15 protein-coding genes are annotated in these 14,675 nt (G+C 70.1%); 6 read left to right on the forward strand and 9 right to left on the reverse strand.

Translation table 11 applies throughout. The annotated features are described in order from the left end of the window. Positions 1–118 precede the first annotated feature (118 nt). Genes AB0C46_RS08950 through AB0C46_RS08960 form a run of 3 tightly spaced genes read left to right on the forward strand, consistent with a single transcriptional unit; the run spans position 119 to position 2,983 of the window. Positions 119–1,078: a hypothetical protein gene (locus AB0C46_RS08950; RefSeq protein ID WP_362826884.1), complete on the forward strand. Its 960-nt coding sequence runs from the start codon at positions 119–121 to the stop codon at positions 1,076–1,078. 37 nt (positions 1,079–1,115) lie between these two features. Continuing rightward, a complete protein-coding gene (locus tag AB0C46_RS08955; RefSeq protein ID WP_362826886.1) occupies positions 1,116–1,880 on the forward strand; it encodes a Sir2 family NAD-dependent protein deacetylase in 765 nt (254 codons plus the stop codon). Between the two features lie 35 nt (positions 1,881–1,915). Beyond that, positions 1,916–2,983: a biotin/lipoate A/B protein ligase family protein gene (locus AB0C46_RS08960; RefSeq protein WP_362826888.1), complete on the forward strand. Its 1,068-nt coding sequence runs from the start codon at positions 1,916–1,918 to the stop codon at positions 2,981–2,983. Positions 2,984–3,353: 370 nt separating this feature from the next. Here the strand turns inward: AB0C46_RS08960 and AB0C46_RS08965 are convergent, their stop codons facing one another. The 3 genes from AB0C46_RS08965 to AB0C46_RS08975 all read right to left on the reverse strand — a co-directional run bounded on the left by AB0C46_RS08965 (position 3,354) and on the right by AB0C46_RS08975 (position 5,195). Beyond that, positions 3,354–4,529: a protein-L-isoaspartate(D-aspartate) O-methyltransferase gene (locus AB0C46_RS08965; RefSeq protein ID WP_362826890.1), complete on the reverse strand. Its 1,176-nt coding sequence runs from the start codon at positions 4,527–4,529 to the stop codon at positions 3,354–3,356. 280 nt (positions 4,530–4,809) lie between these two features. Next, on the reverse strand, positions 4,810–4,941 hold the full coding sequence (locus AB0C46_RS08970) for a hypothetical protein (protein ID WP_362826891.1): 132 nt from the start codon (positions 4,939–4,941) through the stop codon (positions 4,810–4,812). Then, entirely contained in the window at positions 4,938–5,195 is a 258-nt protein-coding gene (locus AB0C46_RS08975) for a hypothetical protein (RefSeq protein WP_362826893.1), read from the reverse strand. Before AB0C46_RS08975 ends, AB0C46_RS08970 begins: the two co-directional genes overlap by 4 nt. A gap of 713 nt (positions 5,196–5,908) precedes the next feature. Here AB0C46_RS08975 and AB0C46_RS08980 point away from each other — a divergent pair. Beyond that, a complete protein-coding gene (locus AB0C46_RS08980) occupies positions 5,909–6,619 on the forward strand; it encodes a DUF5753 domain-containing protein (RefSeq protein WP_362826894.1) in 711 nt (236 codons plus the stop codon). Then, complete coding sequence (locus tag AB0C46_RS08985) at positions 6,616–6,825, forward strand: DUF397 domain-containing protein (protein ID WP_362826895.1); 210 nt, start codon at positions 6,616–6,618, stop codon at positions 6,823–6,825. The genes AB0C46_RS08980 and AB0C46_RS08985 overlap by 4 nt, the downstream gene beginning before the upstream one ends. 166 nt (positions 6,826–6,991) lie before the next feature. Here the strand turns inward: AB0C46_RS08985 and AB0C46_RS08990 are convergent, their stop codons facing one another. The 6 genes from AB0C46_RS08990 to hydA all read right to left on the reverse strand — a co-directional run bounded on the left by AB0C46_RS08990 (position 6,992) and on the right by hydA (position 13,391). Next, entirely contained in the window at positions 6,992–7,423 is a 432-nt protein-coding gene (locus AB0C46_RS08990; RefSeq protein ID WP_362826897.1) for a hypothetical protein, read from the reverse strand. 108 nt (positions 7,424–7,531) lie between these two features. Beyond that, positions 7,532–8,398, reverse strand: a complete 867-nt coding sequence (locus AB0C46_RS08995) for a GNAT family N-acetyltransferase (protein ID WP_362826899.1) — start codon at positions 8,396–8,398, stop codon at positions 7,532–7,534. Positions 8,399–8,839: 441 nt separating this feature from the next. Further along, on the reverse strand, positions 8,840–8,998 hold the full coding sequence (locus AB0C46_RS09000; protein WP_362826900.1) for a hypothetical protein: 159 nt from the start codon (positions 8,996–8,998) through the stop codon (positions 8,840–8,842). 266 nt (positions 8,999–9,264) lie between these two features. Further along, the gene (locus AB0C46_RS09005; RefSeq protein ID WP_362826902.1) at positions 9,265–10,842 is read right to left on the reverse strand and encodes an NCS1 family nucleobase:cation symporter-1; all 1,578 of its coding nucleotides are present in this window, start codon (positions 10,840–10,842) and stop codon (positions 9,265–9,267) included. A gap of 129 nt (positions 10,843–10,971) precedes the next feature. Then, positions 10,972–11,973, reverse strand: coding sequence for a TIGR03842 family LLM class F420-dependent oxidoreductase (locus tag AB0C46_RS09010; protein WP_362826904.1), 1,002 nt, complete (start codon positions 11,971–11,973; stop codon positions 10,972–10,974). 11 nt (positions 11,974–11,984) lie between these two features. Beyond that, positions 11,985–13,391, reverse strand: a complete 1,407-nt coding sequence (gene hydA, locus AB0C46_RS09015; protein WP_362826906.1) for a dihydropyrimidinase — start codon at positions 13,389–13,391, stop codon at positions 11,985–11,987. A gap of 372 nt (positions 13,392–13,763) precedes the next feature. Here hydA and AB0C46_RS09020 point away from each other — a divergent pair, with 372 nt between their 5' ends. After that, a complete protein-coding gene (locus AB0C46_RS09020; RefSeq protein ID WP_362826907.1) occupies positions 13,764–14,648 on the forward strand; it encodes an ABC transporter substrate-binding protein in 885 nt (294 codons plus the stop codon). Positions 14,649–14,675 lie beyond the last annotated feature (27 nt).

The raw sequence follows: 14,675 nt of genomic DNA on the forward strand, positions 1-14,675 counted from the left end.
CGTGCCCGGTCCGGCAGCCCGGCGTCCGGAGTCCGGAGTCCGGAGTCCGGCGCCCGGCGCCCGGCGCCCGGCGCCCGGCGTCCCCTCCGGAGCCCCCCGAAGAAGCGAGGCGACACCCATGAAGCGCACCACACTCCCCCGCTCCGCCGAAGGCGTCCGCTGGGAAGGGCTGGCGCTGGGCGTCGACGGCCCGGCCCGGCCGCCGCTGCGGGCCGAAGTCGCCGACGGGCGGCGGCTGGTGCTCTTCCAGGAAGACCAGGTCGTCCTGCTGGCCCGGCAGCGCGTCACCCATCGCGGGGTCCACTACGCACGCACCGGCCGGTACGCCTCGCCGATACCTCCGTTGCGCGCCGAGGTGGCCCGTACGTACCGGGAGACCTGCCCGGACGACGATGCCTGGTTCGCCCGGTGGGCGCATCACTTCGCGAGTGCGCTGCAGGAGAGCGCCAACGGGCCGCTGCACGAGGGGGATTGGCAGCTCACCCGCGGCCTTCCCCCCAGGTGGGACATCACCGCGAACTGGGCGCGCCTGCCCCAACACGACCCGGCCATCGGCCACATCACCTGGTTCGGCTACGGCGATCCCGAGGAGGACGCCCGTGACATGCTGCCGTTGCGCCCGCTGCCCGGCCCCGGCACCGCGCGGGTGAAGGCGTACCGGCGCCAATACCGTGAGGGCGTCCTGCCTCCGGTCCTCCTCTGGTGGGTGAGCGGCCTCGACACCTTCCTGGTGGTGGACGGTCACGACCGCCTGGCGGCCGCGCTCGCCGAGCACGGCCGCCCGCACGTGCTCGCCCTGGCCCGGGAACTCCCGGACCAGTGGGCCACGCGCTACGCCCAGCCCCTGATCAGCCACCACGAGGAACACGTCACCGGCCTGGAACGGGCACACGCCGAGTGCCCCCCGCTCGTCGAAACCCTGACCCGGGCGGCCGACCGCCGACTGGGACAGCAGTTGCACGAGCTGGTCACCACCCCGGACCGGACCTGCGCCTGGCCCCTCCCCGGCGGCTCCCCCGCCTGGGACGCACTCGCCCGGCAGCACGCCCCCGGCTGGCACCCGGACACCGAAAACTGACACGACGGACGGCACAGGGACTGCGTACGCTCGCCCCATGACCGGTACCGCCCCCTCCCCCGACCAGCCGCCCCGCCGCCCCCTCGTCGCGATCCTCACCGGAGCGGGTGTCTCCACCGACTCCGGGATCCCCGACTACCGCGGGCCGAACGGGCTGTGGCGGCGGGACCCGGAGGCGGAGAAGCTGGTCACCTACGACGCGTACATGGGCGATCCGGAGATCCGGCGGCGGTCGTGGCGGATGCGGCAGGAGAGCCCGGCGTTCCGGGCGCAGCCGAATGCCGCGCACGAGGCGGTGGCCAGGCTGGAACGGTCCGGGACACCGGTGCGGGTGATCACACAGAACGTCGACGGGCTGCATCAGCGCGCCGGGATGCCCGAACGCAAGGTGCTCGAACTGCACGGCACGGTACGCGCGGTGACGTGCACCCGCTGTCATGCCCGGTCCTCGATGGAGGAGGCACTGGCGCGGGTGACCGCGGGCGAGCCGGATCCGGCGTGTCTGGTGTGCGGCGGAATTCTGAAGTCGGCGACGGTGATGTTCGGAGAGCGGCTGGACCCGCAGGTGCTCGGTACGGCACTGGGCGTGGCGAAGGCGGCGGAGATCTTCCTCGCGGTCGGTACGACGCTGCAGGTGCAGCCGGCGGCCTCGCTCGCGGGTGTGGCCGCCGAGCACGGCGCACGGCTGATCATCGTCAACGCCGAGCCGACGCCGTACGACGAGCTCGCCGCCGAGGTGATCCGCGAGCCGATCGGCAGTGCGCTGCCCCGGCTGCTGGAGGAGCTGGCGGCGCGACCGTGAGAGAGGGCAGCGGTTCCGAGGGAGGGAGGAGCGGCGTGCAGGGCAGGCATCACGGTGAGTACAAGGTGCCGGGCGGCAAGCTCGTGGTGGTCGATCTCGATGTGGTGGGCGGGGTGCTGCGCGGGGTCCGGGTCGCCGGGGACTTCTTCCTGGAGCCGGACGAGGCGCTGGAGGCCATCAACGGCGCGTTGGAGGGTGCACCGGCGGACACCGGGGCCCGGGACCTGGCGGCGCGGATCGATGCGGCGCTGCCCGCCGGTGCCGCACTGTTCGGGGTCAGCAGCGAGGCGGTGGGCATCGCGGTCCGGCGGGCGGTCGCGGAGGCCGCCGAGTGGACCGACTTCGACTGGCAGATCATCCATGCGGGCCCGCAACCCCCGGCGCTGCACATGGCGTTGGACGAGGTGCTGACGGGCGAGGTGGCAGCGGGGCGGCGGCCCCCGACACTCCGGGTCTGGGAGTGGGACCGGCCTGCGGTGATCATCGGCAGCTTCCAGTCGCTGCGCAACGAGGTCGACGAGCGGGGCGCCGAGCGGCACGGGGTCACCGTCGTCCGGCGGATCAGCGGCGGTGGCGCGATGTTCGTGGAGCCGGGCAACACCATCACGTATTCGCTGAGTGTGCCGCAGTCCCTGGTGCAGGGGCTGTCCTTCGCCGAGAGCTATGCGTATCTGGACGACTGGGTGCTGGCGGCGCTGGGCGACATGGGCATCAAGGCCTGGTACAAGCCGCTCAACGACATCGCGACGGACGCCGGGAAGATCGCGGGGGCGGCGCAGAAGCGGCTCGCCTCGGGCGCCGGCGCGGTGCTGCACCACGTGACCATGTCGTACGACATCGACGCCGGCAAAATGACCGAGGTGCTGCGGATCGGCAAGGAGAAGCTGTCGGACAAGGGCATCGCCAGCGCCAGGAAGCGGGTGGATCCGCTGCGACGGCAGACCGGGCTGCCCCGCGCCGAGGTCATCGAGCGGATGATCGCGTCGTTCCGGGCACGCTACGGCGGCTCGGACGGCGTGGTCTCGGACGCGGAGCTGGCGCGGGCGCAGGACCTGGCGGCGGGCAAGTTCAGCTCGCCCGAGTGGCTGGGCCGGGTGCCCTAGCGGGTCTCATTCGGACACCCTCCATCGGCCCCGACCCGATCTGCCGGACAGGTGCCGGCCCTAACCGTCAGCGGTCGCCGCAGGCCGGGAACCAACGGTGAACTCAGAGAAGTTGTGTGTGCGCGACGGCAGCGAGCCCCACCGCGCAGCCGTCGCGAACAGACCGACCAGGCCGGACGCCGTTGGAGGCCGCAGCCTCCGGCGCCCCACCGGCATCGGCCTGTGCCGGCTCACCTAATTTCATGGGACGAGCCCTCGGCCCGGTCTCACCACCATGCTGGTCCTGGGCTGACGGCGAAGGACCCGCCAGCCGCCAGCCGGCGGCCGGCGGCCGGCGGTAGCGAGCGTACGGCCGCGTGACGGGCGTCGGTCAAAGGGCCCAGGAGTCGGCCGGGTCGTCCAACCACACCCGCTCGCCATTGGCCGTCACCGTGAGACCGAACCGGGTCTGATCCGGCTTTCCACGCTGGACCCACCAGCGGAACGCGTTCTCCACCTGGTCCCAGAGCCGTCGGGGGCCTTGTTGCCACACACGGGCCGTCTTCCCGTCGCGGAACTGCACACACGCCCATGAGGTGTCACTCAGGCTGTAGAACCAGACCGGCCGTGTGCCGTCGCATTTCTCCGCCACGACGTACGAACACCGGGGGACACGGACGCCCATGGCGAACCGTTCCGGGCCGAATTGCTCCCCCACGAACTCCGCTTCGGTGATCGTCGTGGACGATTCGTCGCCGTCCGCCACGCTCCCCGCGACGTACTCGGAATGCGCCCGGTGGACAAACCGCTGGGACCGCAGCTTCATGAACTCCACGGGGCCGGTGAACGGGCCGGACGCGCTCTGACCGTCCGGCGCCACGACCAGGCGGGCCACCGCGTCGGCGTGGCTGTAGTGCGTCCCCCACGGGGCCACGATGACCCCACCGGGCCGGCACTGCTCCACCCACGCGAACGGGATGGACCGGAGCCCACACGTAGCGATCACCCGGTCATACGGCGCCCCTTCCAGGTAGCCCTGGAACCCGTCGCCGTGGACGACACAGAGGGGGATTCCCAGCCTCTCCACCGTCGCCATGGCGGCCGTGGCCACCGCCCGGTCCACCTCCACCGTGGTCACGCACCCCGGCCCCGCACGGTGGGCCATGAGCAACGCGTTCCAGGTGGTGGCGGTGCCGATCTCCAGCACCCGGTGGCCGGCCCGGAGGTCCAGGTCCTGGAGCATCCGGAACACCACGGAGGGCATGGACGCGGAGCTGGTCGGGACGTGGCCCGGCTCCGTGCCGGTGTGCTTCCCGTCGTCCCACTGGGTGACGATCGGTACGTCGGAGTCCGCGTACTCCTGCCACTTGGCGGGATCGTCCGCCCTGGAAACGGCCACGCTCCGGCCGGCCTCCATGTCGAACGGCCACATGAGGTCCGGCAACACGGTGGATCGGGGAACGGCCGCGTACGAGGGAGCCCAGTCGGAGGAAAGGGCCCCTGAAGACATGAGGGCACGCCCCAGCCCGTCCAGGCCGGGGCGCTCCTTGTGTGCGTCGGTGGTCACTGGTCAGGCGTCCTTGGGCGGGTTGGGCTGACCCGGGCCACCGTCGGGGGACGGAGGCTGATGCGGGCCGGGGTACGGCTCCCCCGGCAACTTGTCGCCACCGTCGTTCGAAAGGATCAAGAACTTCACGGTTCCTCCTGTGCTCTCTTGGTGATTGTTTACCCGGGCGACTGCCGCTGTCCGTGGACAGTCGCCGCGGCCTTGCCCGCCCCCTGCCGGGAGTACTCCACAACGCGGGGGACGCCGGAATGGGCATCCGACAAGGGGGCGGAGTCTGGGGTTAGTCGGCGTCCGGCTCGTGCTGCGGGTGGCGTCGGAGCAGGACGCGGCAATCCACGGCCCGGCTCCGGTCACCAGCCTTGTCGGCCGCCTCCAACTCCCGTTCCAGGTCGGCGCACTTCGTGCAGCTCACGGCATACCCCGCATCCGTGCCCGCTGGAGCTTCGCCAGGGCCTGGAGCTGCAGCCCTTCGCGCTCCGTGGCCGGTCGCAGACGGCCGTAGGCCACTTCCCAGGTGAGTCCCGTGGGTCGCTCCAGTCCGACCATCAGGCCCTTCACGTCCCGCACCACGGCCACCATCTCGGCGTCCCGGTCGAAGACGACGGACCCTGTCGTGATCTGTTTGGGCGTCGTGTAAAAGGCGAGTGGTGCCTCCGCTCCGATCACTCCCCTGCCTCCCTTCCATGGGGGTGGCCCGCAATGACGCCGTTAAGGCTCCGGACCTCCAGTGAACGGCCCGCCCGCCGGGCCACCTCCCGCTCCTGGCAGCAGAGTTCACACACATCGCACCTCTGCACCGGGACGGGCTCCAGCTTCGGGCCGATCAACACCGGGCCCACCGGCGCTTTTTCACTCCCGCTCATCGCACATCCGCTCCAGTCCGGCAGCGTGCCGCTTCAGGAGGTCACGGTGCGGTCGGGTATACGGACCCCGTGGGATACCGGGGGGAAGCGGAATCCACGGAGCGAACGTCACGGTGTCCGGCGTCGACTGCCCGGGGGCGCCTTCAGCTATCGCCACTCCCAGGTCCGCCACGTCGTCGGTGGACGCGGAACCTGTTCGCTCAGTCACCGGAACCCCTCACTCTGTGCGTCTGGTTGGTGACAAGAGTGGAGTAGAAATCGGTACGGTGAGGAGAGATTCAGCGCCCAACCTGGGCACTGGGCATGCCGGCATGTGCGTACGCCGTTGACCGGCGTAAATGACGCGACGACCACACGTGACCAGGTCAATGGTCAGGGGGAGTTATGGACCGTATCGGGGGCGCACCAGGGGGCGCAGAGGACTCAGACGACCCGCGCAAGCAATTCGGTGAGGAGTGCCGGAGTCACCGCGAGCTGTGCCCGCAAGGGCCCCTGAGCCAGACTCAACTGGCGAGGTTGACCCGCACGTCCAAAAGCACCATCAGCCGTGTGGAGACGTGCGTGGGGCCGGTGCCGGCCGATCTCCCGCCCCTCTTGGATCAGGTCTTCTCGACGGACGGCCTGTTCAAGCGGCTGTACGAAGAGATCATGGCCCAGTCCTTTCCGGAGCACTCCCGAAAGCGAATGAAGCTGGAGCCCCGGGCGATAGCGATTGCTGAGTGGTCACCGACCGTCGTGCCCGGACTCCTCCAGACGGCGGGCTATGCATACGCACTCTTCCGGGAGGGTGACCCGCGGGCCAGCGAGGAGGAACTGGCGAAGAAGGTTCAAAAGCGCATGGCCCGCCAGGACGTACTCAGTGGCAGCTCACCGCCGGACTTCTCCGTCATCATCTGTGAGTCCGTGCTTCGGCGGAACGTCGGGGGCCCGGAGGTCATGCGGGAACAGCTTGCCGCGCTGCTCCACCACGGTGCCCGGCCCACCACCGTTTTGCAGGTGCTTCCGCTCTCCGCGGGGACTCACGGGCTGATGGACGGATCCATGTCGATTCTGACCACCGCCGATGGGCAACCCGTGATCTACACGGAAGGCATCAGGTCGGGCGCGATCATTGATGAGCCGTCAACCGTGCGCCACCTCTCCCGGTCTTACGATGTACTCACCGCTTCAGCCCTGGCGCGTGACGTGTCCACCTGCATGATCCAAAAGCTTATGGAGGCATCGTGACTCCCCTGACTCACCCCTGGGTCAAGTCCAGCTACAGCAGCCAAGATGGCGGCAACTGCGTGGAGTGGTCCCCGGCGCATGTCGGCGCCCACAGCACCGTTCCCGTCCGGGACAGCAAGGACCCCAACGGACCGGCCCTGACGTTCGAGCCGGCCGCGTGGTCAGCGTTCGTCACCGGCGTAAAGGCAGGGGACTTCCCCGCGTAGGCGCGTACGCCGAAACGCAGACGCCCCTCCCGGATGCCCAGACGCTGTTGGCACATCCGGGGGCCTGCGTGACGACGGCCTGTACGACCCCTTTGGGTAGTGCAGGCCGTCGTCGGCCCAACAGCTCTTCGAGTCCGGCGATTAGGGGCGCACGGTGAACATGCCGTCACCCCCGCTTGTGCAGCCAGCCGCGATCGGCCAGCTTGGTCAACTTCCCGCGCAGCGGCTCCAGCTTGCCCCGCACCCCAGTGTCCAGACCCAACACCTCACCGACGGCCCGGGTGGCGACCGGACCACCGGCCTGCCGCACGGCGGCCGGGATGCGCTGGTAGTCCGCCGGCAGCGCGGACTCGGCCACCCCTGATGCCCGGTCCGGGACCAGCCGCACCGTCCGACCCGCCACCTGCACCACCGGCGACCCGGCCGTTGCCCGCTCGTCAGCGAGCTGCTCGCTCATCCGCTGCCACACCCGCACCGCCACGGCCAGCTCGTCCCGCTCGGCCCGCACCTCGGACAGACGCTTGACCAGCTTCTCTTCGAGTTCATCCAGCTCCGCGCAGCGCGCGGTGATCCGCTCATGCACCTCGGGGCCCACCATGCGCCGGAGCGTACGAGCGCAACCCGCGACGGCGGATGAGAAACCGGAAACCTGCGCCTGCCAGACGATCTACGCCCCAGACTGCCGCCTTACCGAGCAGCCCCGGCGTCAGGCCGTCCGGATCCGGTCCCGCACCTCCGGCCGCACCTCGAACCCGGCCGCCTTGTACGTGGCGACGCCGCCGACATTGGAACTCGGCGTGCACACACGTACGCTCGACGAGCCCATCTCCCGCAGCGCGGCAGCCCCGGCCACGGTGATCGCCCGGCCGTAGCCGCGACCACGGTGGTCCTCGTGGACGCCCATCGGCTCGACCAGCCCCGGCTTCCCCGGGCCGGCCGACCACACCGTCACCACCGCCGCCACGCTGCCCTGGTCGTCATAGGCGCCCAGGCAGCGGGCGTCGGCGTAGAACGGTCCCGCCGACATCGCGTGCCAGTACTCGCGCGTAGGCCGGGAGGTGTTGAACGCCGACCGCAGGACGTCTGCAAAGTCCTGCGCCTGCTCCGGGCCGATCGACTTGATCCGCACGCCGGGGTCCTCCACCGGCTCGGTGAGGTCGCGGAAGAGCGGCGTCCACGGCTCGTCGACGCCCCAGCACTCCTTGCTCAGCAGGTCGTGGAGCAGCAGGCCCAGCGGGGCCTCGATGGACACCATTCCTTCCGGCAGCACGCCGCGCTCAGGCAGCGAGAAGTCCTCGACGAGCCGCCGCGCCAAGTCCTCATCCTGGAAAGCGTCCGGAGCGACCGTCATCCGCACCAGCGTCGGCGAGTCGAGCATCCCGACCGCGAGAATCCGCCCGTTCCGACTCCAGGTCCGGACCACCGCGGCCGTCTCGGCCGTTCCGAACCGGTAGTTCCAGCCAATGTCCCCGGAATGCAACTGCATCGGCGCTTCGTCGTACTGCCACTCCCGCAGCGCGGCCATGGCCTCGCGTACCCCGTCGACAGTCGGCGTACCCAGCACAGTCGTCATAGCCGGGATCAGACACTCCCTCCCGAAGGTCGGCAACCGATTAACCGGGGCCGGCCGCTGCTCCCGCAGCGGCCCGACCAAGAGCTTCTGCTCCCGCAACAGCCCAGCAGCTTCGGTGCCCCCCGTTCCGCGCAGCGCGCGGTGATCCGCTCATGCACCTCGGGGTCCACCATGCGCCGGAGCGTACGAGCGCAACCCGAGACGGCGGGCGAGAAATCGCAAAACCCGCACCTTCCAGACGATCTACGCCCCAGACTGCCGCCCACGACCAGCACGAGTACGCCGAAGACAACTCACGCCAGACCCGTGACCAGCACCTTCACGATGCACACGGCTCAGTGGAAGCGGAAACCGCGCGAATGGCTGCCGGTCCTGGCTACCGTCTTAGGGGTGTCCAGGGGGGAGCCAGAGGCAGCAACGGCTGTAGAGGAAGCGACCGCCTCACCCGAACTGCGCACGGTGGACGACTTCCTCCCGCCCGGTGATCCGTTCGCCTCGCTCGTCGACGGTCCTGGCCGGCGGATCGGGCACTCCACGGTGGTGGACCTGGCCAACCGGGTCCACGGCCTTCGACATCAACACCGCCCACGTGGGCGTCATTTGGCGTTCCCGAACACTGGAGAGAGCCGTGAGCGACCCTCAGACCCCCATTATCAAGATCCACACCAAGAGCGTGCGTCTCTCCGTGTACCGCATTCCTCCTTGGTTACTCGTATCCTTCGCAACCATCGCTGGATCGGGCGGCGTTGGGTGGATCATCACCAACCGGTAGCCCCCGAAGGGAAGTGAGTCCCCCATTGCAGCCGCGCAAGCCGGTCAGGGGGGCCACGTGGACGGTCGCTTCAGCCGCCTTGGCTCAACGGCTGTTAACAACGCTCGTGATCAATACCCCTGGGGCCCGTCCGGCTGCTCATCGCCCTGGCCATGAGCAGCGTGTAGAGGCTCAGCCCGGTCACCAGGCCCACCGCCCATCCGTAGTCGGCCAGTGGTTTGAGGAACGGGAGGAGGCCGTCGGCGGGAAAAGGGCCCTTGCCGGGCCGGGAGTACGAGCCGCCCACCGCCAGCAGGCCGCCGATGACGAAGGCGAGGACGGCCCGCCAGTTCCAGCCGGCCGTGTACCAGTAGCGGCCGCCGGGGCGGTAGAGATCGGCGAGGTCGAGGACGGTGCGGCGGATGATCCAGTAGTCGGCGATGAGGATGCCGGCGACGGTGCCGAGCAGTCCGCCGACCACACCGAGCCAGGTGAAGATGTACAGCTCGGGGGTGGCGGTGAGCTTCCACGGCAGGATGATGACGCCGACCACGCCGGTGATCAGCGCGCCCGTACGGAAGTTGATGAGATTCGGCGCCAGATGAGCCAGGTCGTAGGCGGGCGAGACGACATTGGCCGCGATATTGACGGAGATCGTCGCGATCAGGACGGTGACCAGCGCGAAGAGCAGGCCGAAGACGTTGTCGGTCTTGCCGGCCAGCGCGACCGGGTCCCAGATCGGCGCCCCGTACACCGCCTGTGAGCCCGAGGTGACCAGGACGGAGAGCAGGGCGAACGCCGTCATCGTGGTCGGCAGCCCCAGGGACTGCCCCCAGACCTGGGCCCGCTGACCGGCCCCGAAGCGGGTGAAGTCGGGGATGTTCAGGGACAGAGTCGCCCAGAAACCGATCATCCCCATGAGGGACGGGAAGAAGACCGGCCAGAAGTCCTCGCCCCAGCCCAGTGCGCTCGGCTGGTCCAGCAGCGGGCCGAACCCGCCCGCCTTGGCCGCCATCCATCCGAGCAGCGCCATCGCGCCGACGAGGACGAAGGGCGCGGCCCAGTTCTCGAAGCGGCGCAGCGTCTCCATGCCCCGGAGAATGATGGCGAGTTCGACGACCCAGAAGACCAGGAAGCACAGCCAGAGGGTCCAGGGGTAGCCGCCGATGGACGCCGCCTTGGCCCAGTCGCCGCCGAAGATCTTGCCCAGCAGGATGTAGATGCCCTGGCCGCCGATCCAGGTCTGGATGCCGAACCAGCAGCAGGCCACGGCGGCGCGCACCAGCGCGGGCAGATTGGCGCCGCGCAGCCCGAACGACGCCCGTGCGAGCACCGGGAAGGGGATGCCGTACTTGGGGCCCGCATGCCCGGTGAGCAGCATCGGGACCAGGACGACGAGGTTCGCCAGCGCGATGGTCAGGACCGCCTGCTTCCAGTCCATGCCGAGCGCGACCAGGCCGGAGGCGAGCGTCCAGGAGGGGATGTTGTGGGCCATGCCGACCCACAGGGCCGCGAAGTTGTAGGTGGTCCAGCGGCGTTCGGCCAGCGGTACGGGGCGCAGGTCGGCGTTGACGTACCGGCCGTGCGGGGTGATGGCGCCCGGTGCCGGTTCGACGCGGCCGTCCGGGGCGGTGATCTGGCCCGTCGGTGTGAGGGGGAATTCCGGCGGCACGGGTGAGGAGGGCGCGGACATGCGGGGCCTTTCGTCCGGGTGCGGGCCGCCGGCCACCGGTCGGCGCGGCGGATGGCACGGTCGTCGCGCCCGGCGGGCGGCCGGGCGCGACGAGAGCGGGATCCCAACGCGCCTGCGGCCAGGGCCCGTTCAGTCGGCGAATGCGGGAAGGATCTCTGCTCCGTAGGCGTCGATGGTGGATTCCTTGGCGTCGTGCATGGCGTAGAGCGCGAACTGGTCCACGCCCAGCGCCTGGAGCTGCCGCAGCTTTTCGATGTGCGCGGCGGGCGGGCCGAGCAGACAGAAGCGGTCGATGACGGTGTCCGACACGAAGCCGGCGTCCGGGTTGCCCGACCGGCCGTGGTGGGCGTAGTCGTAGCTCTCCCGTGACGCGATGTAGTCGGTCAGCTCGTCCGGCACCATGCCGGAGTGCTCGCCGTAGCGTGTGACGAGGTCGGCGACGTGGTTGCCGACCATGCCGCCGAACCAGCGGCACTGCTCTCGGGCGTGGTCCAGGTCGTCGCCCACGTAGGCGGGGGCGGCGACGCAGATCGTCACCTCGGCCGGGTCGCGGCCGGCGTCCACCGCGGCCTTCCGTACGGCCTTGATCATCCATTCGGTGAGGAAGGGGTCGGCGAGCTGGAGGATGAAACCGTCGGCCAACTCGCCCGCCATGGCGAGGGCCTTGGGCCCGTAGGCGGCCATCCATACCGGGAGCTTGCCGTCCTTGATCCAGGGGATCTTGATCCGATGGTCGCCGACGTACGCCTCCCGTCCCTCGGCCAGATCACGGATGACGCCGATCGACTCGCCCAGCCGGGCCAGGGTGTTGGGCGGGCGCCCGGCCACCCGCATCGCGGAGTCGCCGCGCCCGATGCCGCAGACAGTGCGGTTGCCGTACATCTCGTTGAGGGTGGCGAAAGTGGAGGCGGTGACCTCCGGGGTGCGGGTGGTGGGGTTGGTGACCATCGGGCCGACGATCAGACGCTCGGTGTGTTCCAGAACGCGGCTGTAGATGACGAACGGTTCCTGCCACAGGACGGTCGAGTCGAAGGTCCAGCCGTAGCGGAAGCCGTTGCGCTCGGCGCGGCGCATCAGGGACACAACGGCGGAAGCGGGCGGGTCGGCCTGCAGGACAACTCCGAAATCCACAGCGGCGCTCCTTAAATGAGGTACTGACATGTGCCACGCGGGATGTACTGGCCGTGCCCCGCACGTCCGGTGAACTCCCGCCGGTCGAGGACGAGTTCGCCCCGCGAGAGCACGGTTTCGACCTGCCCGGTGAGCTGTTTGCCCTCGTACGCCGAGTAGTCGACGTTCATGTGGTGGGTCTCGGCGGAGACGGTCTGCTCGGCGGTGGGGTCGTAGATGACGAGGTCGGCGTCGGAGCCGGGGGCGATGGTGCCCTTCTTCGGGTAGAGGCCGAACATCCGGGCCGGGGAGGCGCAGGCGATCTCGATCCAGCGGCGGCGGCTGATCCGGCCCTCCACGACCCCTTGGTGGAGGAGGTCCATCCGGTTCTCCACGCCCGGCATCCCGTTGGGGATCTTGGAGAAATCGCCGCGGCCGAGCTCCTTCTGCCCCTGGAAGCAGAACGGGCAGTGGTCGGTCGAGACCACCTGGAGGTCGTTGGTGCGCAGCCCGCGCCACAGCGCCGCCTGGTGCTCACGCGGCCGCAGCGGCGTGGAGCACACATACTTGGCGCCCTCGAAGTCCGGCTCGGCGAGGTTGTCGGTGGACAGGAACAGATACTGCGGGCAGGTCTCGCCGAAGACGTTCAGCCCCTTGTCGCGGGCCTGGGCGATCTCGGCGAGGGCTTCCTCCGCGGAGACATGGACGACATAGAGCGGGGCGCCGGCCACCCGCGCCAGCTGGATGGTGCGGTGGGTGGCCTCGGCCTCCAGGAGGACCCGGCGGACCTCGCCGTGGTAGCGCGGGTCGGTCCGGCCCGCGGCCAGCGCCTGCTCGACGAGGACGTCGATGGCGATGCCGTTCTCGGCGTGCATCATGATCAGCCCGCCGTTGTCGGCGGACTGCTGCATCGCGCGCAGGATCTGCCCGTCGTCGCTGTAGAAGACGCCGGGGTAGGCGGTGAACAGCTTGAAGGAGGTGACGCCCTCCGCCACCAGGAGGTCCATCTCCTTGAGGGTGTGCTCGTTCACATCCGAGAGGATCATGTGGAACGCGTAGTCGATGGCGCACTGGGCGTCGGACTTGGCGTGCCAGGCATCCAGGCCGGCGCGGAGCGACTTGCCACGGGACTGGACCGCGAAGTCGACAAGGGTGGTGGTGCCGCCCCAGGCCGCGGCGCGGGTCCCGGTCTCGAAGTTGTCGGAGGAGAAGGTTCCGCCGAAGGGGAAGTCCAGGTGGGTGTGGGCGTCGACACCCCCTGGGATGACGTATTTGCCGGTGGCGTCGATGACGCGGTCCGCCGCTCCGGCCCAGCTGTCCGCGGTGGGGCTGCCGTGCGCCGCGAGGGCGGCGACCCGGCCGTCCTCCACCAGGACATCGGCGTGGACCTCATCGGCGGCGGTGATCACCAATCCACCCTGAACGACCGTACGGCTCACAATCCTGCTCCCTTCCACACCAGCGACATCGGCGGCACGGGAAGGCGGAGCTCGACGCGCACCATCCCCTCGGCAGGTCTGCTCCGCTGACGCCACGCCACGACCGGTCTACACCCGTAGATCACGGTCGAGAAGGAGACCGTAGAAGCATGTCACCCACGGTGGCAATACCGTGACCGCTAATCAGCGGAGACATTCGTGTTGCCCCGACGATCAGCTGGACGGTTCAACGCCGGGCACGGACACGGTGGGCGCGGTACCCGCGGGAGGGGTGCGGGAGTGGCGCGATGGGCAGATATCCGCCGACACCGGCGGGCGCACCTCGCGGGCGGCGCGGCATTCTGACGGACGAATCGGAAAGGCGGCGGGTTCATGGAGCAGAGCACACCGTGGGAGTTCTCCGACGACCGGGGGCGCCTGGCGGTGGCCGGCGACCGGCCGTTACGGATCGTGGCGTACATACAGGCGGGGGCGACGCTGTGGGACCACGGCATACGCCCCGTGGGGCTCTTCGGGTCCCAGCACGACGGCGCCGCCCCCGACCCCGCCAAGGGCGGTGAGCTGCCGCTCGCGGAGATTCCCTATCTGGGTTCGGGCGGCGCGCTGCACCCGGACGCCCTGCTGGAGGCGGAGCCGGACCTCGTGGTGGCCGTGACCTATGACGGCGAGCAGGTCTACGGGCTGGAGCAGAAGACCGCCCTGGAGCTGGAGGCGCATGTCCCGGTCGCCACCGTCGCGGTGGGCCCCGGCCGGAGCCTGGCCGAGGTGCGGGAACGGTTCGCGGCGCTCGCCGGATCGCTCGGCCGGGGCGAACCCCTCGTCCGCGCAAGGGAGTTGGACGCCGCGGAGGACACCCTGCGGCAGGCGACCGGCGGGGCGGTACGGCCGCGGGTGCTGGCACTGTCGCCCGCGGGCCCGGAGCGGGTGCATCTGGCCCGGCCCAGCTCCTGGCCGGATCTGCGGGCACTGACCGAACACGGCGTGGGGCTGCTGCAGCCGGCCGCGGGGGCCGGGGTGAACTGGTCCACCGTCGGCTGGGCGGAGGCCGCGGCGATGGCCCCGGACATCGTGCTGATGGACGTACGGGCCAACGCCGCCCGGCCCGAACAGCTCCGGTCCGACGCCCACTGGCGTGCGCTGGAGGCCCGGTCCCGGCTGCTGCCGTGGAACCCGGAGGCCCCGTGCAGCCGGCGCGCCCACACGCAGTTCTTCACCCTGGTGGCCGACACGGTGCGGGAGACCGCCGGGAGCGCATGAGGCGTGCCGGGCCCGGCCGCGGAGGCG

The organism is Streptomyces sp. NPDC048637 (assembly GCF_040650675.1).
Classification (GTDB): Bacteria; Actinomycetota; Actinomycetes; order Streptomycetales; family Streptomycetaceae; genus Streptomyces.